This is a genomic window from Edaphobacter lichenicola (assembly GCF_014201315.1).
In the GTDB taxonomy this organism is placed as follows: domain Bacteria; phylum Acidobacteriota; class Terriglobia; order Terriglobales; family Acidobacteriaceae; genus Edaphobacter; species Edaphobacter lichenicola_B.
The window spans coordinates 44,425-61,849 of the sequence record NZ_JACHDY010000001.1 but is presented as its reverse complement, the minus strand read 5'-3'; the positions used below and the strand labels follow the sequence as shown (position 1 = coordinate 61,849).

Annotated in this window: 17 protein-coding genes and 1 tRNA gene; 10 read left to right on the top strand and 8 right to left on the bottom strand. The window is 59.2% G+C overall.

Annotation, left to right across the window (positions count from 1 at the left end; genetic code table 11):
- The first annotated feature begins 212 nt into the window (after window positions 1-212).
- The 7 genes from HDF09_RS00295 (at window position 213) to bshA (ending at window position 8,932) form a co-directional block, all read left to right on the top strand.
- Window positions 213-1,859, top strand: a complete 1,647-nt coding sequence (locus HDF09_RS00295) for a response regulator (protein ID WP_183760168.1) — start codon at window positions 213-215, stop codon at window positions 1,857-1,859.
- Window positions 1,860-1,881: 22 nt separating this feature from the next.
- A complete protein-coding gene (locus HDF09_RS00290; protein WP_183760166.1) occupies window positions 1,882-3,348 on the top strand; it encodes an ATP-binding protein in 1,467 nt (488 codons plus the stop codon).
- A 137-nt stretch (window positions 3,349-3,485) separates the two neighbouring features.
- A complete protein-coding gene (locus HDF09_RS00285; protein WP_183760163.1) occupies window positions 3,486-3,824 on the top strand; it encodes a hypothetical protein in 339 nt (112 codons plus the stop codon).
- A gap of 52 nt (window positions 3,825-3,876) precedes the next feature.
- Window positions 3,877-4,299 carry a VOC family protein gene (locus HDF09_RS00280; RefSeq protein ID WP_260180830.1) on the top strand — a complete coding sequence of 141 codons (423 nt, stop codon included), beginning with the start codon at window positions 3,877-3,879 and terminating at the stop codon, window positions 4,297-4,299.
- Between the two features lie 183 nt (window positions 4,300-4,482).
- Window positions 4,483-6,702, top strand: a complete 2,220-nt coding sequence (locus tag HDF09_RS00275) for a beta-glucosidase family protein (RefSeq protein WP_183760159.1) — start codon at window positions 4,483-4,485, stop codon at window positions 6,700-6,702.
- Between the two features lie 95 nt (window positions 6,703-6,797).
- The gene (locus tag HDF09_RS00270; RefSeq protein ID WP_183760157.1) at window positions 6,798-7,667 is read left to right on the top strand and encodes a ChbG/HpnK family deacetylase; all 870 of its coding nucleotides are present in this window, start codon (window positions 6,798-6,800) and stop codon (window positions 7,665-7,667) included.
- Window positions 7,668-7,780: 113 nt separating this feature from the next.
- Entirely contained in the window at window positions 7,781-8,932 is a 1,152-nt protein-coding gene (gene bshA, locus HDF09_RS00265; RefSeq protein WP_183760154.1) for an N-acetyl-alpha-D-glucosaminyl L-malate synthase BshA, read from the top strand.
- Here the strand turns inward: bshA and HDF09_RS00260 are convergent.
- The gene (locus HDF09_RS00260; RefSeq protein WP_183760152.1) at window positions 8,890-10,293 is read right to left on the bottom strand and encodes a sensor histidine kinase; all 1,404 of its coding nucleotides are present in this window, start codon (window positions 10,291-10,293) and stop codon (window positions 8,890-8,892) included. The two genes, bshA and HDF09_RS00260, sit on opposite strands and share 43 nt — an antisense overlap.
- A 91-nt stretch (window positions 10,294-10,384) precedes the next feature.
- Between HDF09_RS00260 and ribA the strand changes: the two genes are divergently transcribed.
- Window positions 10,385-11,023, top strand: a complete 639-nt coding sequence (ribA, locus tag HDF09_RS00255) for a GTP cyclohydrolase II (protein ID WP_183760150.1) — start codon at window positions 10,385-10,387, stop codon at window positions 11,021-11,023.
- Between the two features lies 1 nt (window position 11,024).
- Here ribA and HDF09_RS00250 read toward each other — a convergent pair whose 3' ends face one another.
- The 7 genes from HDF09_RS00250 to HDF09_RS00220 all read right to left on the bottom strand — a co-directional run bounded on the left by HDF09_RS00250 (window position 11,025) and on the right by HDF09_RS00220 (window position 16,629).
- On the bottom strand, window positions 11,025-12,194 hold the full coding sequence (locus HDF09_RS00250) for a DUF3179 domain-containing (seleno)protein (protein WP_221269970.1): 1,170 nt from the start codon (window positions 12,192-12,194) through the stop codon (window positions 11,025-11,027).
- A 186-nt stretch (window positions 12,195-12,380) separates the two neighbouring features.
- Window positions 12,381-12,878, bottom strand: coding sequence for a DinB family protein (locus HDF09_RS00245; RefSeq protein WP_183760145.1), 498 nt, complete (start codon window positions 12,876-12,878; stop codon window positions 12,381-12,383).
- A 71-nt stretch (window positions 12,879-12,949) separates the two neighbouring features.
- A complete protein-coding gene (locus HDF09_RS00240) occupies window positions 12,950-13,864 on the bottom strand; it encodes a glycine betaine ABC transporter substrate-binding protein (protein ID WP_183762993.1) in 915 nt (304 codons plus the stop codon).
- The gene (locus HDF09_RS00235) at window positions 13,861-14,409 is read right to left on the bottom strand and encodes a GNAT family N-acetyltransferase (protein ID WP_183760143.1); all 549 of its coding nucleotides are present in this window, start codon (window positions 14,407-14,409) and stop codon (window positions 13,861-13,863) included. Before HDF09_RS00235 ends, HDF09_RS00240 begins: the two co-directional genes overlap by 4 nt.
- 1 nt (window position 14,410) lies before the next feature.
- Window positions 14,411-15,043, bottom strand: coding sequence for an ABC transporter permease (locus HDF09_RS00230; RefSeq protein ID WP_183760141.1), 633 nt, complete (start codon window positions 15,041-15,043; stop codon window positions 14,411-14,413).
- The gene (locus HDF09_RS00225; RefSeq protein WP_183760139.1) at window positions 15,040-15,789 is read right to left on the bottom strand and encodes an ATP-binding cassette domain-containing protein; all 750 of its coding nucleotides are present in this window, start codon (window positions 15,787-15,789) and stop codon (window positions 15,040-15,042) included. Before HDF09_RS00225 ends, HDF09_RS00230 begins: the two co-directional genes overlap by 4 nt.
- 33 nt (window positions 15,790-15,822) lie before the next feature.
- Window positions 15,823-16,629: an ATP-binding protein gene (locus HDF09_RS00220; protein ID WP_183760137.1), complete on the bottom strand. Its 807-nt coding sequence runs from the start codon at window positions 16,627-16,629 to the stop codon at window positions 15,823-15,825.
- A gap of 206 nt (window positions 16,630-16,835) precedes the next feature.
- Here HDF09_RS00220 and HDF09_RS00215 point away from each other — a divergent pair, with 206 nt between their 5' ends.
- Window positions 16,836-17,069, top strand: a complete 234-nt coding sequence (locus HDF09_RS00215) for a hypothetical protein (RefSeq protein WP_183760135.1) — start codon at window positions 16,836-16,838, stop codon at window positions 17,067-17,069.
- Between the two features lie 109 nt (window positions 17,070-17,178).
- Window positions 17,179-17,271 (top strand) — tRNA-Phe (locus tag HDF09_RS00210).
- Window positions 17,272-17,425: the final 154 nt, after the last annotated feature.

Below are 17,425 nucleotides of genomic sequence, written 5' to 3'. Positions count from 1 at the left end.
AACGACCCGCAATCCCTCTGGCTATTCCCTTATCGGTGGATTGCAGCGGGGAGGAGGCAATGTCTACAATTCGGACAACTTGGGCTGTCGATGGCACTTTCGAGGCAGAACAGGGTCGTTCCGGGGGCCTAACTTTCTGAAACTTGTGGGCTTCGATCTAATCGAATTGTACGTGGGGTGTCTCTAACCACGTCAACGCAGTATAAAGGGATATGCCTAAGCCAATTTTGCTAGCTATCGATGACGACACCAGCGTTCTGGAAGCGGTGGTCCAGGATCTGCGTCGGCACTACGGCCAGGACTACCGCATCGTCCGTGCTGCCTCCGGCGCTGCGGCCCTGGATATCTGCCGCCAGCTCAAGGAAAGAAAAGACACGGTTGCACTGTTCCTCTCCGACCAGCGTATGCCTGGGATGACCGGGGTTGATTTTCTTCAGCAGGCCATGTGTATCTACCCGAATGCAAAACGCGTTCTGCTGACCGCGTATGCCGATACGGAAGCGGCGATTCGGGCCATCAATTCGGCCAAGATTCACTACTACCTGAATAAGCCCTGGGATCCGCCGGAGGAGAAGCTCTATCCGGTGCTGGACGACCTGCTGGGGAGCTGGAAGGAGGGGTACAAGCCTCCGTTTGAGGGGATCCGGGTGGTGGGGGTGCGCTGGTCGGCGTTGGACCATGCAGTGCGGGACTTTCTTTCGCGGAACCGCATTCCGTACCAATGGTTGAATCCGGAGACGAATCCGGATGCGCTGGCTCTGCTGAAGGAGAAGGGCATCGACGACGCCAAGCTGCCGGTCATCCTGTTTGGCGACGGGACCGCGCTGGTACAGCCAACTTCGACGGAGATGGCCAATAAGGTCGGGCTTCGGACGCAGGCGCAGCAGGAGTTCTACGACGTGGTGGTGGTAGGCGCGGGGCCTGCGGGGCTTGCGGCGGGCGTGTATGGGGCCTCTGAGGGGCTGCGTACACTTGTGATCGAGGCAGCGGCTCCTGGTGGGCAGGCGGGTTCGAGCTCGAAGATTGAGAACTACCTCGGCTTTCCGGAGGGACTCAGCGGGGAGGAGCTGGCCAAGCGGGCTTTCCTGCAGGCGAACCGGCTGGGGGCGGAGTTTTTGACGCAGAAGGTCTCCTGCATCCGGTCGGAGAATCAGTACCGCATTCTGACAATGGCCGACGGGCAGGAGGTGACCTGCCATGTGTGCCTGCTGGCTACGGGGGTCGACTACTGCAAGCTGGATGTGCCTGGGGCCGATAAGCTCAGCGGAGCGGGCGTCTACTATGGCGCGGCGCTGACCGAGGCGATGTCGTGCAAGGAAGAGGCGGTCTACATTGTGGGCGGGGCGAACTCGGCGGGCCAGGCGGCTATGCATTTCTCCCGTTACGCCGATCATGTTCACATGCTGGTCCGCGGGAAGTCGCTTGAGAACAGCATGTCGAAGTACCTGATCGACCAGATTGAGGCGACTCCGAACATCACGGTCGAGACCGGCACCGAGGTGATTGCGATGGGGGGCGAGAGTCACCTGGAGTGTCTGACTCTGAAGACACCTCGCGGCGAAGAGGCTCGGCAGGCCAGTTCCCTGTTTATCTTTATCGGCGCGGCGCCGAAGACGGACTGGATGCCGGAGGAGCTTTGTCGAGACAGCAAGGGATTCATTCTTGCCGGTCCCGACCTGAAGGCGCAGTCGCCCAAGTCGTGGAAGCTGGAGCGCGACCCGTATCTGCTGGAGACGAGCGTTCCCGGCATCTTTGTTGCAGGCGATGTACGATTCAACTCGGTCAAACGATGCGCTTCCGCCGTTGGCGAAGGTTCGATCGCAATTCAGTTTGTGCACCAGTATTTAGCTACGCTTTGAAAGGCAACCAACCAATAACCCGATGAGCGAACAAACCCAAACCGTCCAAAGTCACGTCGTGGAAAAAGTCAGTGAGGATCTGATTGCGCTTTTGCGCAAGGTCCCCACGTTGTCATCGCTGCAAGATGACCAGCTGCATTGTCTTGCTGGCGTGCGGGACTTCCACATCGATAAGGGCGAAGTGATCACGCGGCAGGGCGAGTTGGCGCATTGCTTCTGGATCTTGCTGGAGGGCGAGCTTCGGGTGCATCAGAAGACTGCCGAACAGGACAACATGATTCTGGCCAAGATTGAAGCGGGCAGCACCTTTGGGGAGATGGCGCTGCTCACGAATGTTCCTAACTCCGGCAGTGTGGAAGCGGCGGCGCCAAGTCACCTGCTGGAGCTCGACGAAGAGCAGTTCTGGGAGTTAATGACGACGTGCCCTCAGGTTCGGAAGGCAATTCTGGGCAACATGGCCTACCGTTTTCAAAAGCTGCAGAGCACAACGGTTCAACAGGAGAAGATGGCGTCGCTGGGGACGCTGGCCGCGGGGTTGATGCATGAGTTGAACAATCCCGGCTCCGCTGCGCGCCGTGCCGCCTCGCAACTGCGCGACAACCTGATGCGAATGCATGAACTCTCTCTAAAGTTCAAGGAGCGCGATCTCACCAGGGAGCAGAAGCACTGCATAGTCGACATGCAGAAGCAGGCGCTTGCGTTGAAGCAGCCGCTGATGATGAACTCGCTGGACCAGAGCGACGCCGAGGAGGCATTGGCGGAGTGGATGGAGTCGGCCAATATCGAAAACGCGTGGAAGATGGCTCCTACGCTGGTCTCGATCGGCGTGACCGCCACGGAGCTCGAACGCATGAAGAGCGGCTTTGAGGGTCCATTGCTAGGAGAGGCGCTGGGCTGGCTAGAGGCGATGGCCTCGAGCATGCAGTTGGTCGGCACCATCGAAGAGAGCATCGGGCGCGTTACGGATCTGGTGCATGCGGTGAAGTCTTACGCCTATGAAGGCAAGGGCCAGAAGCAGACGATCGACATCAACAACAGCATTCATGCGACGCTGATTATCCTGGGGCACAAGCTACGCGAGAAAGAGATCGTGCTCGAGAAGAACTTCGCGACGGATCTACCTCCGCTTCATAGCGAGTGCACGGGGCTGAATCAGATCTGGACGAACCTGCTGGACAATGCGATCGACGCGGTGCCGCAGCATGGGCGGATCAGCGTACATACCTGGGCGGAGAGTTCGAAAGGGGACGCGAAGAAGCCGCACATGGACCTCTGCATCAGTGTGAGTGACAACGGCTCGGGCATTCCGCTGGAGAGCCAGGAGCACATCTTCGATCCCTTCTACACGACCAAGCCGGTGGGCGTTGGCACGGGGATCGGTCTGGGCATCGTGCAGCGCATCGTGGATCAATACAACGGCGTGATCCGATTCAGTTCTGAACCCGGAAGTACAGAGTTTGTCGTGCGCCTGCCCAGCGACAGCGAATAAAAAACCGGCGATAGCGAATAAAAAACGCGGATACGCTGTGCCTCTTTCCGACGGCAACATTTTTCGCTGAGTAGCGTTTACTCCTTCGAACGCGCGCGTCAATAATGGTTGCGCGCGAACCGCATCGTGAGGACGCTATGAAACTCTCTTATCTTGCTCTGCCTGTTGTCACCGCCGCTTGTCTCTTGACGGCCGGATGCGCGTCACACACGGCTTACTACGCGCCGCCCCCGCCGCCTGCCGGCTACAACAGCGTTCCGCCGTTGATCGAGCGGGCCGATCAAGTGGGATTTCGCTCGGGCACTGAAGACGGGGGGCGCGATGCTTACAACGGATTCGGCTATCATCCGCAGCATGATCGGAAGTTTCACAGCACTCCTGGCTACGACTCGGCGCTGGGGCCGTATGAGCCTTACCGCGATGCCTTTCGGAGAGCTTATCTGCGCGGCTACGACCAGGGATTCCATCGCGGCTAGTCTTTCACGGCGGCTGGTCAGTTGCGTCGTATGATCGATGCAGGAGATCACCTTGCCGCTGACACCTTTTCACATCGCCTTTCCCGTCGACGATCTGGACGCTGCGCGTAGTTTTTATGGAACGACCCTTGGCTGTGTGGAGGGCCGCAGCTCGTCGCAGTGGATCGACTTCGATCTCTTTGGCCATCAGATCGTGGCGCATCTGAAGCCTGGCTCTTCGAAGGACAAGGCTCACCATAATCCTGTCGACGGACATGACGTTCCGGTTCCACACTTCGGCGTGGTGCTTCCGATGGAGACGTGGGAGAACCTTGCGAAGCGGCTTCGTCGTGCAGGGGTTGAGTTTGTGATCGAGCCGTACATTCGCTTCAAGGGCGAGGTGGGCGAGCAGGCGACGATGTTCTTTCTTGACCCTGCGGGCAATGCGCTCGAGTTCAAGGCATTCGCTGACATCAATCAACTCTTTGCGAAGTGATCGACTGGGCTTGGGTCGAAGATGCGAATCGTCCTGCTTGCCTCGCAGAGAGAACCGCCGACCCGGAAAAGTGCGAAAATCCTTTTACTATATCGTTTTAGTTCGTATAGACTCTCTAAGGTCTATGAACAAGCGATCGTCCGTTTTATGACTACGAGCCTCACCTAGCTTGAAGGAGCATGAATGTTATTTTTTCAGCGGTTCAGCGTTTTGTCGGTCTTTGCGGCGGTGACTGCAGTGTCGTTTAGTTCGATGGCGGCACATGCCCAGACCACGCCTGCCACCTCGAAGATGTCTTGGATGAATGAGAGCCTCTCACCGGATGAGCGCGCCGATATGGTGGTAGGTCAGATGACTCTTGATGAAAAGATTCGGATGGTTCACGGGACTGGCTGGGGGGTGCTGCGCGCGGGTGACCCGATTCCGGCAAAGTCGAACTTCGCTGCAGGTTATATGGAGGGAATCGAGCGGCTTGGGATTCCGGGGATCGATCTTGCGGACTCCGCGGTCGGGGCTCGCATGGCGGCGTATCAGTCGCGTTATGCGACGCTCCTGCCTTCGACGCTTGGCGCTGCCTCAAGCTGGGATCCGGAGTCGGCTTTTCTTTATGGCTCCGTGATTGGCCGCGAGCTTCGCGCGTGGGGCAGCAATATGACGATCGGCGGCGGTGTGAATATCACCCGCGAACCGCGCAACGGCCGCAACTTCGAGTACGCAGGGGAAGATCCGATTCTTTCCGGGACGATGACGGGCAATCTTGAGAAGGGCGTCTTCTCGCAGCATGTGATGAGCGACATCAAGCACTATGCTCTGAACGATCAGGAGACTGGGCGCACCGTCGTCAATGCGCTGCTCGACAAGAAGGCACTGCGCGAGTCGGACATGCTTGCCTTCGAGGTGTCGATTGGGATCGCGGAGCCGTCGGCGGTGATGTGCTCTTACAACCTCTATGAGGGCGACCATGCCTGCGAGAACGACTATCTGCTCAACGAAGTCTTGAAGAAGGACTTCAAGTTCAAAGGATGGGTGGTGTCGGATTGGGGTGCGACCCATAGCACAGTCAAGGCCGCACTGAACGGGATGGACCAGGAGATGCCTGGTGACGAGAACTACTTCAATGCACCACTGAAGAAGGCGGTTGAAGGGGGACAGGTTCCCGTGGCTCGGCTGGACGACATGGTTCATCGCATTCTGCGGAGCATGTTTGCCGCGGGAGTGGTGGATGATCCGCCGGTTCGTACTGTTGTCGATCCGTTCCGTGGGCGAGATGACGCGCAGCACATTGCGGAAGAGAGCATCGTGCTGCTGAAGAACGCGGATCATATTCTTCCGCTGAAGGTCGCGGCTTCAAACTCGATTGCGATTATCGGTTCGCATGCAGATGTGGGCGTTCTTTCGGGAGGCGGTTCGGCGCAGGTAGATGCGCCGGGTGGCAATGCTGCGGATCCGAAGGCGGGCGGCTCGGGCTGGACCGAGCATGTCTACTTCCCTTCTTCTCCGCTCAAGAACATTCAAGCGCACTCGCCCCAGGCGCCGGTGCGGTACGCGGATGGTCTGGACACTGCGGCGGCAGTGAAGCTTGCGAAGTCTTCTTCTGTGGCTATTGTGTTTGTGAACCAGCCGATGCAGGAGGGGATGGATGCGGTGACTCTGTCGCTGCCTGACAATCAGGACGCGCTTGTCGAGACGGTGGCAGCGGCGAATCCGAACACCATCGTCGTGATTGAGAACGGCGGACCGGTGAGTATGCCGTGGGTTCAACATGTGAAGGGCGTGGTCGAGATGTGGTATCCGGGCATTGGCGGTGCGCAGGCTCTGGCGAACCTCCTCTTCGGAGAGGTAAATCCTTCGGGCAAGCTGCCGGTTACGTTCGCAAAAGATGAGGCCCAGTTGCCTCATCCGGTGGTGCCGGGTCTTGAGGGCGTGCCGCCTGGCCCAAACCAGGAGCATCAGGTTCAACCGTTCGACGTGAACTATAACTCAGAGGGCGCCAAGGTCGGCTACAAGTGGTTTGAGGCGACCAACAGGCAACCACTCTTCCCATTTGGCTTCGGCTTGTCTTACACCACCTATGCTTACTCTGGCCTGACTGTGGATGATGCCAAGCGCACGGTTCACTTCACGGTCCGCAACACGGGAGCGCACGAGGGCACTGAGATCGCCGAGGTCTACGTCGCTCTGCCCGCAGCTGCGAAGGAGGACTACAAGCGGCTTGCAGCATGGCAACGGGTGAAGCTGGCTCCCGGCGAGTCGAAGGAAGTAACGCTGCCGCTGCATCCGCTCTCACTTACGATCTTCAACACGGATCAGAATGGATGGCAGCTGCTTCCAGGCGAGTACAAGGTGACGGCGGGGCCGTCCTCGAGCGATACTCCGCTGAAGGCTACGCTGCACGTTCAGTAGGGGCAGCGCCTGAGCCTGTTGATGGTGGCTCAGGCGCGACCGCTCGGACGTTCCCCTTGGATGTTCCCTGTGGACGTTCACTATGATAAGTACTTATGCCTGCCCGACTCATCATCAATGCGGACGACTTCGGTCTCACTCGTGGGGTTAACCGCGCCGTCGTGGAGCTTCACCAGGCTGGGTCGCTGACCTCTGCGACGCTGATGGCGACCGGGGCGGCGTTCGACGATGCTGTGACGCTTGCCGGCGCAAATCCTACCCTTGGTGTTGGCTGTCACATCACACTCACGGATGGTGTCCCTGTCTCGCCGCCGCAAAGTATTTCTACACTGCTGGGCTCTGATGGCACGACATTTCGTCCTTCGCTCGTCGATTTCGTGCAGGCGCTGTTGCGCGGCAAGATCAGCGAAGACGAGGTGGAACGGGAGGCGCTTGCTCAGGTGGAGAAGTTGCGCGACGCGGGCATTCAGGTTACTCATCTCGATACGCATAAGCACACGCATCTCTTCCCCGCTGTCACGAGGCCTCTTCTGCGTGTCGCTGAACGCTGCGGCATTGGCGCGATTCGCAATCCGTTCGAGGAGCCCTGGAGTCTTGCGCTTGGCCACGGCAATCGCCTTCGCCGCCTGCAGGTGAAGCTGCTTGGTAGTCTTCACAACAGGTTCGAGCGTCAGCCGCAGATTTGTAACGCTCGTGTGCTCACTACCGACGGGACCATAGGGATCTCCGCGACCGGACAGCTGGATGCCCCTACTTTGCATGAACTTTTGCTTGCTCTGCCTGCCGATGGGACGTTTGAACTCTGCTGTCATCCCGGCTATAACGATGGGGATCTCGATCGCGTCTCCACTCGGCTTCGCACCCACCGCGACGTGGAGCGGAATGCTTTGCTCGCCGAGGTTCCCTCAAGGTCTTTGCAACCAAATGCGCCGCAGCTCATCAACTACGGGGACCTTGTAGCCTGACGGCGCTCGTTTGCGAAAAGCTTATGAACCGCCGGACGCCAAAGAGTCCTATAAGGTCTTTGCTTCGTCCAATAGCAGGAGCAATGGATGCAGCCTAAAGGTATGGGAAGACTATGAAGATCGGCATCACCTGTTATCCCACCTACGGCGGCAGCGGTGTCGTGGCTACCGAGCTTGGCATTGAGCTTGCTGCTCGCGGCCACGAGATTCACTTCATCACCTACTCGCAGCCCTTTCGTCTCAGCGGCCGTGAGTCGAATATCCACTTCCATGAGGTTGCGGTTTCAAACTATCCGCTGTTTGAACATCCGCCCTACGATCTCGCGCTCGCGACTCGGATGGCCGAGGTTGCCGAGTTCTATTCGCTGGATCTGCTGCATGTTCACTATGCGATTCCTCACTCTGTGAGCGCGTTGCTGGCCCGGCAGATGCTTGCCACGCGGGGGATTCATCTGCCGTTCATCACGACGCTTCACGGTACCGACATCACGCTGGTCGGGCTGGACCGCTCGTATCTTCCTATTACCAGGTTCGGCATCGAACAGTCCGATGGGGTCACCAGCATCTCGAGCTATCTGCGCGACCGCACACGCGAGGCATTCGCGATCACCTCCGAGATCGAGGTGGTCCGCAACTTTGTGAACTGCGACGTTTATCTTCGCAATCCGGAGCTGGTGGCTGCGATGCGTCCGCGCTTTGCGGAGCCGAACGAGCGGCTTCTGGTTCACCTTTCCAACTTCCGACCCGTCAAGCGCATTCAGGATGTTGTGAAGGTCTTCGCCCGCGTCGCCAAGGCCATGCCGGCGCGGCTGATGCTGATCGGTGACGGTCCAGACCGGAGCGTCGCAGAGTATCTTGCCCGCGAACACAACGTGCAGGACCGCGTGCACTTCATCGGGAAGCAGGATAACGTCAACGAGCTGCTGCCGCTGGCTGACCTGATGCTGATGCCCAGCGAGATGGAGTCGTTCGGGCTGGCGGCGCTTGAGGCGATGGCGTGCAGCGTGCCAACTATCGGGACACGCGTCGGCGGCGTCCCCGAACTTATTCAGGATGGACACAATGGCCTTCTCTTTGGTGTGGGCGACATTGACTCCATGTCCACCGCTGCTATCTCGCTCCTCAGCGATCAGCCGCGCCTCGAGGCGATGGCACGAGCGGGACGTAAGACAGCGCAGGATCACTTCTGTGCCTCTCGAGTGATTCCGCTTTACGAGGACTATTATGACCGCGTCATCGCGCGCACGGCGTCTTCAACCATGTGACTGATGGCCTGACCTGCCGCGCCGCCGATCGGTCCCCAGGTTTCGGCACCGGCGTCGAGAATCGGCATCAGCAGCGTAACCTTTGTGCCGCGGCCTGGACGGCTGTTAATCTCAACCGTCGCCAGATCGCCGTATAAGACCTGCATGCGCTCACGGACGTTTCGTACGCCGATACCGTTTCCAGGACGAACCAGGCCGCTGACCAGAGAGACGTCGATGCGGTCGGGGGCCATGCCGACGCCGTCATCCTCTACCTCTACCATAAGCCTTCTTTCTTCCGTAATCCGGCTGCGGATCGTGACGGTGCCTCCGCTGATCCGCGGCTCGAGGCCATGTTTGATGCTGTTTTCAATGAGCGGCTGGAGGAGCATTCCAGGCACTACGATGTCCAGCGTGTTGTCCGCAATCTCTTTGACAACCTTCAGCTTCTCACCGAAGCGGACTACCTCGATGTCCAGATAGTCGTCGGTGAAGCGCAGCTCCTCGCTGAGCGGGAGGAAGGCCTCGCGATCTTTCAGGAGCACGCGGAGGATGTTGGCGAGTTTGACGATCATCTCTCGCGCCAGCTCGGGCTGCGAGCGAACCAGGGAGGTGATCGAGTTCAGGGTGTTGAATAGAAAGTGTGGATTGATCTGCCGTTGTAAGGCATCCAGGCGGGCTTCAAGCAGCAGCCTTCCCTGCTCCTCCAGCTTTCTTTCGACGCGGATGGCGTTCCAGATCTTGAGCGGAATTCCGACGACGATGGGCGCGGTGGCGCAGATGAGCAACTGGACCCACCACTCTCTGGAGTTCAGTTCGAAGTAGCGGCGCGGAAAGTAGTGCGATAGCGCGCTGGTTCCGAGTTGCATCCCCGCGACCAGGAGGAGCAACAGAATCTGACGATCAAGCTGTGGCCGCCGCAGGTTTCTCGTGACCCAGCGATAGATGCTCAGGTCGATCATGGGGGAGAACGACCATACATCTTCGGGGTCGGCAAAGCGGCCGAAGGCTCCGGCGATCGCGGCGATGGCGAGATTGACCGGGAGCGCCCAATACTCATGGTGCAGGACTGCCGGGATTGCCAGCGTCGCTCCGCCAGCCATCGCTGCGAGTGGTCCCACGAGAATTCCAAGAAGAATTGTGATCTCGAGCGAGAGATCGGCTGCCAGAAAGTTCGGCACAGCGGTGCGGACCCATACGCCGAGGGTTAGCGGCACACAGATGATGATGACGAGCCACATCGTCTGGCGTGGAGTTCGGCGCGACAAAAGGAGGAGATTCTTGAAGCGGGTCGATCGCGCCAGGGAGCTCGAAAACGCCGCGGCCACGCCTAGTTTAATCAGCAGCGTAATCAGAATCAGCTTGGGATCGGGCTGGGTCACACCATTACTTTACGCCCCTGATGCAACTTCGCATCCAACGGCCTGTCTGAGCAGTCTAATGAGCATGAAGCAGGAAACGTATAATCAAGAGATGCCGTTCGCAAGTGTGACTAAAGTAGCCGACGCCGACTTTCCTACCCGCTGGGGGCACTTCCGTATCCTCGGCTTCGAGGGTGTCATCGAAAACCCAGCCGCGTGCAACGACAACATTCCTCCGCCGGCTGTGCGGGTGGAGGGAGCGGTGGCTCTGGTGATGGGCGATGTCCACGCTGCGCCTCCAATTGTGCGCATACACTCGCAGTGTCTGACGGGCGACGTCTTCCACTCGCTGCGTTGCGACTGCAGGCAGCAGTTCGAGCTTGCCATGACGCTGATCACCGATGAAGGCCGGGGCATAATGCTCTACGAACAGCAGGAGGGGCGCGGCATCGGGCTGATGGCAAAGCTGCGTGCGTATGAGCTGCAGGATAAGGGCCTGGACACCATCGAAGCGAACCTCGAACTTGGCTACGAGGCCGACTGCCGCCACTTCGAGCTTCCTGCGCAGATCCTCAAACAAATGGGGATCTCTGAAGTCCGGCTTATCACGAACAATCCTGAGAAGGTCGAAGCGCTGGAGCTTGCCGGCATCAAGGTGGTTGAGCGCATCTCGGCCGAAGTCCCCAGCGAGCCCACCAACGAGCGCTACCTCCAGACCAAACGCGAGAAGATGGGCCACCTGGTCAGCTAGCTCAATTCTTGAAGACCGCTGATTCGGGATGATGATTCATCCAGTCGAACCAGTAGTCTTTGTGTGCATCTATCTCCGCAAGGCAACGTCCTGTCAGTGTTCCTTCTACCGCGCATCCCTGAAAGTTCCAGACGCTGCCCGTGTCGATGTCGGTGAGTGTCTTGTCACCAGTGCCTTGGGCAAAGGTCAGGTGCCTGTTCTCGAGCGTTCCTTCGAAGACCCTGATCGATGCGCCGTCGCGCCCGAGCACTACGATAAGGGGCTGGTCTCCGACCCGATCCTGAATCAGTTTTGCTGCGAGGATGGACTCAATCGGGTAGGCCTTGCTCTGTCCCGCCACGGTGACTCCCAGCATCAGTTGGTGTGGGGCGATGCCGGAGCGGGTTGTGTTTACCACGGTTGGCGTCTTTTCGACGTGCTTCTCCCAGTCTTTCGGATCGTACTCCGCCGCATAGAGTGGGTCCGGCTTCAAGACCTGCCCGTTCGGCTGCTCGCTCTTCCATAAAGCGAAGGTCAACTCGTCGCTCCGCACGAGCTTCAACTGCTGGCCCTTCAGCGGCCCGAAGATGGCCTCGCCGGTGCTCTGCTGCCAGATGCTGCTGGTCTGCTCGTCTCGCAGGAGAGCGTTGCCGTTGTTGATGCCCGCCAGACGGAACTGCAGCAACCTGCCTTCGACGACTCGACTCCACACCAGCCCTGTATGACACAACGTGCAATAGGTCACGGCGATCGGAACGCCGCCTACCGTGTCGTTGACGATATGGTGATAGCCCATGGTGCGGATCGGATAAGCCCGCGCTTGCTGTCCCACCGTGACCGCCAGCACCTTGTCGTCGGGATCAACTTTTGCCTCGTCTGCGCCTTCGAACGAGGGCGAATCGTAGGGGTGAAACATCTTTTCGAAGATGTTGACCTGGGTAAAAACCGCTCCCGCGAACGTAAGCAGAAACAGGCAGATCAGTCCGATCCGAGTGCCAATTCGTGCGTTCTTCCAGAGGAGAAATATCGCGAGCAGCACGACCGCAACGCACACGCCCGCAAGCCAGGGGCCAGCGTGACGAACGGCCAGTGCAATCTCCAACTCACGTGCACCCTGTGGGCGGAACGGACGGATGACAAACATCGGGATGGCGACACAGGCCGCCGAGAGAATGGCGGATACCGACGCCAAGACAAGAAGAGATCTGGTTTTGTTTCGTACAGTTTGTATCTGCTGCGTCTGTGGCATGTTCTTCCTCGCAGCGATTCAACGCGGCCAGGTGGGGAGAGTCAACCATGCAAATGGAGGATCTTTCGCTCCACCTATCGGATGACGTCGCTTTTTCTAGAGAAGAGCTTCTGAGGCGGGTAAAGATCGTTACGCGCGCGCTCCCATCACGACCTTCGCTGCTGTGATGGCCTGCCCGACGTGACGCTGTGTGTGCTCTGCACAGTGGACGAGAAGTCCACCTACTGTGCTCGGCAACATGGATCGGCCTACTCCCCTCAGTTCTTCATAGCTTCCCTGCGAGATCATCAGCACGCGCTGTCGCGCTTCCCCCAGACCAGCTCGCACCTCGTCGAGCACAGCCTCAGCAGATGCGCCGTCCTTGATCTCACCCGACAGTGCGTCCATTTGCGTTCCGGATAGGGCTCTCCCCTCCGCGTAGGTCAGCAGACGGTCCAGACTTCGCGCGATGTGGCGTAGATGAAAAGCAACGGGAGCTATCCCAAACGGCCTTGCGTTCATCTCGCTATCGCTTAATCCTGCGCACCATCGCTCGACATCTTCCGCCGCCAGTTCCAGCGCATGCAGAACCTGTCGCCGCACCGAATCTACTTCGGGCAACGTTCCTCGCAGCCATGGTTCGACCATCAGAACCCCTCCAGTCTCTCAACGCGAAAGTCATAACGTCGGCGCGCACACTCCGAATTGTTCGCTCAAACTCAGAGACCCTTCGACTTGCGAAACTCTCTCACCACCTCTGCCACGTCCCTGTGCTCGGAGTCTACGGCGTAGTTCATCCCGCGCACCTCGTCTGCGCTCACCTTGCCTGCGAGCCTGTCCATTGCGACCTGAATTCCTGGATGCCGCTGCAGCGAATCTTCTCGTATCAGCGGGACCGCCTCGTACGGGGGGAAGTAGTGCTTGTCGTCGTCCAACACCACGAAGCCCAACGCTCGTATGGGACCATCGGTGGAGTTGCCCGCGACCATGTCTACCTGACTGCTCGACAGGGCGCGATACAGAAGTCCGAGGTCCATCGTTCTGGGGTCGCCTGCGAATTTTAACCCGTAGGTCGCCTCGAGGCCGCGTAGACCATCCGGCCGGGATTGAAACTCGTAGCCGACGCCCAGCCTCCAACCACTGGGATCGGGCGTTGTCTGCACCGCGTCCGAGATGGTCTTCAAATTGAGGCGCTTCGCATCGTCGCCGCGCACGACCATCGCGAACGTGTCCTCGAACCCCAAACCGGAGCCTACTTTGACCCTGTACTTCGAAGCGTACAGACTGCTCACCTGACGAAAGACTGACGCTTCATCCCGCTGGCCTACCGGCGGAAGTGGTTGCTTGAGGATTGCGGTCAGCGCCGTGCCCGTGTACTCGACGTATCCATCGATGCGTCCGCTTACCAGCGCCTGCTGGCAGAGATAACTTCCCGCCAGGTAGAAGCGTCGGTCCACCTGCTCGCCGGTGATGGACTCGATCTCCTGGGCGAGCATCTCTCCCAGGACAACCTGCTCGGTGAAGTTCTTGGCTCCGATGGTGATGCGGGAGGATCGCGGCGGGGCACATGCGATGGCAAGCAGGCAGAAAAACGCGGCGAAAAGGCTCGTCGCACGGAGTTGGCTCGGTTTCAGCAACTCGCTCCTCCTGCAGAGATTTTCTGCGTGGAAGGCGCCTTTAGTTCGAATTTGTAAAACGATCTCGCGCCCTGCTCGCAGTCGGTGACGACGAATCCGAGTTTCTTCAAGATGTGCAGGGAGGATTCGTTGCCCTCCTGGACGGTTGAAACGATGCGGTTCAGCTTCAGTTCCTCAAAGCCGAAGGTCACGAAGGCGCGTACAGCTTCGGTTGCGAGACCCTGTCCCCAAAACTCTCGGCGCAGATAGTAGCCGAGCACTGCTTCCCCTGGAATCCGTGCCTCTCCCTGCACGGTTGCATAGAGGCCGCAGCGCCCTATATAGTCGCCGCTCGCCTTCAACACACAAGCCCACATGGCCAGCCTGTCATCGACGATCTGCATGGCTCGATTCCAGAATCTTTCTTCGGCGACTTCTCTGGTTCGTGGAGCGCCGCCCACGTATCGGCGGACATCCGGATCTTGCTCCATCGCGCAGAAAGCTTCGAGGTCCGAGGCCTCATGCGGGCGGAAGAGCATTCTCTCGGATTCGAGAATGATCATCTCAGACGCGCCTCACGGCGAGGCGTCGCTCGAGAAGTCCCAGGCCTGCGTCGGCAAGGAGCGCGAGCAGGGCGGCGGGGATGGCTCCGGCGAGTACGAGTCCGTTGTCGACGCTGGCGACACCGCGAAATATCAGCTCCCCCAGACCGCCCGCGCCGATCGCCGCGGCGATGGTAGCGACGCCGACACAGGTCACGGTTGCGGTTCGCAGGCCGGCCAGAATCACGCTCGCAGCCAGCGGGAGCTCTACCTTCATGAGCCGTTGCCATGAGGTCATCCCCATTGCGTTAGCCACGTCGATCAGTGCGGGATCCACGCTTCCGATCCCGGCGTAGGTGTTCCGCAGGATAGGTAACAGGGCGTAGCCGGTTAGTGCCAAAATCGCCAGCCGTGCTGCGTTTTCTCCCAGCCAGGCTACCGGCAGGAGCAGGCCAAACAGCGCGAGGCTAGGCACTGTTTGGAGCACATTCGCAAATCCGATAACGGGCTTGGCGAGCTTCTGCCTTCGTGTGAGCAGGATACCCAGCGGCAGGCCTATTGCGACAGCGAACAACATCGCGGACAGGGTAAGCCAAAGGTGCTCGAAGGTAAGACGGCCGACGTCGTATCCATTTTGATGAAGGAAGGTGATCATGCTTGCACCGTTCGATGTACGGCTTGAACATAATCTTTTACATGAGGGTTTTCGGATTGCAAAACTTCTTCCGCCGCGAGATCTGCCACCACCGCCCCTTCGGAGAGAAACACGACGCGCCGGGCCAGGTAGAGGGCCTCGTCCAGGTCATGAGTCACGAGTAGGACAGTCTTCCCTACCTTCTTCAGCAGGTCGCGCAACATGGTCTGCATCTCGGCGCGGGTCAGAGGATCGAGGGCGCCAAGGGGCTCATCCATCAACAGCACGGTTGGGTCGGTTGCGAGTGCGCGTGCGAGCCCGACGCGCTGGCGCTGGCCGCCTGAGAGTTGCCAGGGGTACCGTCTGCGAAACTCTTCGTACTCGAGTCCGACCAGCGACATCACGTCGCGAACGCGAGTCGCTATCTCGTCCTTTGAGCGTCCCGCAAGCTCAAGCGTCATTCCGGCGTTTCGCTCCACGGTCATGTGGGGAAACAAGCCGGTCTCCTGAATGACGTAGCCAATGCTGCGTCTGAGCGCTATGGTGTCGGCATCTCGTGTTTGTTGGCCTGCGACGAGCACCTCACCTGTGCTGGGCGTCACCAGATTGTTCACCATGCGCAGCAGTGTGGTCTTGCCGGACCCGCTCCGTCCCAGCAGAGCTGTTGTGGTTCCTGCCTCAAGCTGCAGAGAGATGTCACGCAATAAAACACGCCCACCTGCCAGCGTATAGCTCACCTTCGCGAACTCAACGCCAACCGTGGGCATGTCTCTTACTCTAACCTGTGGCGAACTCCGAGTTTATTCCGCGGTCTCAGGGACAATATCTGCAGCTGCCGGCTCTCCTGCCGCGCCGGGTTGGCCCTTTACGCGCACCACCGTGATCTTCTCGAAGCCTTCCTTGAAGGTGGGCGGCTTCAGGCGCTCGGCCATCTTCTGCATCACCTCGTCGGTCACCTGGCGATCGCGCTTCGAGTTGCGCTCCATGCAGACTGCCAACGGAACGTCGAAGAACACCGCCTGCACCTCGTAGCCGAAGCTCTTGGCCATCTTGATCCACTGCCTGCGCTCGTGAGGCGAGAGGTTCGTCGCGTCCACGTAGTTCCATGGCATCTTGGCGATCAGACGGGCGCGCAGCAGGCTTCGCAGCGTCGAAAAGACGAGGCCCTGATAGCGCTGTTCCGTGATGTCGTCGAAGAGGAGGGTACGCAGGAGGTCGCTCGACAGCGGGGTTACGCCACGACGTTTGTACCAGGTCGTTTTACCTGAACCGGGAAGACCGATCGCAAGCACGACGTAGCCCTTTGGCGACTTGGTCGCCGTCAGCTCTGCGGGTGGAGTTCCGAGCGACTCGGGCTGAGTCTCCATCACCATCTTCGGCTCATGGGGCTCAGTGGGCGCGGAATGCTCCGCCACTGGCTCAGTCGCGGCGACGATGGTTGGTTCAATAAGCTGTTCGGTCTTGACCGGCGCGGGCTCTGCGGCGCGTGCCGGCGCGGCCTCCGGGTAGGTTGGTCTCAGGGGAGCTGGCTGGTTCGAGGGCAACTCCTGCCCACTTTTCCCCGTGGACTCGGAATCGTTCGGTCCACGTCTAGGACGTCGTCTCATCTTTTCGCTTATCCATTCGCGCAATTCGCGCATACGACGCTTGTAACACAGCGCGGAAGACTCCCGCAAATCCGTCGCACCTCATGCGATACTCCTGCGGCCACTTCGCCGATCCGAATTCGCACCTCCTCATCTCTCTTTTTCTCAGCGGCTTACATCGTCTTTTCACACATCTGCAGTAGTGTCGCTGGTAAAAGAGGTGGACCATGGCCGTCGAAGTCGCTGATCTGAACCAGATGCAGGCCGCATATAAGGAAGCTGTCGATCAATGGGTCACCGCCATCCGTGAGGAAGAGGCACTCGCCTCAGTCAATCACTCCGAAGCAGAGATCGATGCCTGGGAGGCTGCGGATTTCCGTGAGGAAGATGCCCGCGAGAAGGCGAAAGAGGCCAAGAAGAACTACGAAGACGCCCTTCGCGAGAAGTTTTTCAAGTTCTAAAAGGTGTGGTTAGCGGGCATTCGTCGCGCGATCTCTCTCGGGTGGGCCGTGAGGAAAGCTGCGGGTAGTGGGTCAGTTTGAAAATCGGCTGGCTATAATCCTTACGGGCGCGAACGTGGCGAAATTGGCAGACGCAGCGACGGTCAAAAGCCGACGCCGGTTGCAACTCTAGCTCGTGGGGGTTCAAGTCCCTCCGTTCGCGCCTGTGGACATCAGAGTGACCCACTACCAAGCTGGCGCCGTAGTTCGCACCGCCTTCGCGCCGGTGATAGCATCCTGCTTGATGGCGTGCAGAGCCGTTCGTCGCGTTCTACAATGGTCACACGGACCTATAACGCAGTAAATACGACAGGAGC

Excerpts from the sequence above, each read along its gene's own strand:
- HDF09_RS00295 (WP_183760168.1), top strand. The coding sequence starts at position 213 with ATGCCTAAGCCAATTTTGCTAGCTATCGATGACGACACCAGCGTTCTG.
- HDF09_RS00290 (WP_183760166.1), top strand. The coding sequence starts at position 1,882 with ATGAGCGAACAAACCCAAACCGTCCAAAGTCACGTCGTGGAAAAAGTC.
- HDF09_RS00285 (WP_183760163.1), top strand. The coding sequence starts at position 3,486 with ATGAAACTCTCTTATCTTGCTCTGCCTGTTGTCACCGCCGCTTGTCTC.
- HDF09_RS00275 (WP_183760159.1), top strand. The coding sequence starts at position 4,483 with ATGTTATTTTTTCAGCGGTTCAGCGTTTTGTCGGTCTTTGCGGCGGTG.
- HDF09_RS00270 (WP_183760157.1), top strand. The coding sequence starts at position 6,798 with ATGCCTGCCCGACTCATCATCAATGCGGACGACTTCGGTCTCACTCGT.
- bshA (WP_183760154.1), top strand. The coding sequence starts at position 7,781 with ATGAAGATCGGCATCACCTGTTATCCCACCTACGGCGGCAGCGGTGTC.
- ribA (WP_183760150.1), top strand. The coding sequence starts at position 10,385 with ATGCCGTTCGCAAGTGTGACTAAAGTAGCCGACGCCGACTTTCCTACC.
- HDF09_RS00245 (WP_183760145.1), bottom strand. The coding sequence starts at position 12,878 with ATGGTCGAACCATGGCTGCGAGGAACGTTGCCCGAAGTAGATTCGGTG.
- HDF09_RS00235 (WP_183760143.1), bottom strand. The coding sequence starts at position 14,409 with ATGATCATTCTCGAATCCGAGAGAATGCTCTTCCGCCCGCATGAGGCC.
- HDF09_RS00230 (WP_183760141.1), bottom strand. The coding sequence starts at position 15,043 with ATGATCACCTTCCTTCATCAAAATGGATACGACGTCGGCCGTCTTACC.
- HDF09_RS00225 (WP_183760139.1), bottom strand. The coding sequence starts at position 15,789 with ATGCCCACGGTTGGCGTTGAGTTCGCGAAGGTGAGCTATACGCTGGCA.
- HDF09_RS00220 (WP_183760137.1), bottom strand. The coding sequence starts at position 16,629 with ATGAGACGACGTCCTAGACGTGGACCGAACGATTCCGAGTCCACGGGG.
- HDF09_RS00215 (WP_183760135.1), top strand. The coding sequence starts at position 16,836 with ATGGCCGTCGAAGTCGCTGATCTGAACCAGATGCAGGCCGCATATAAG.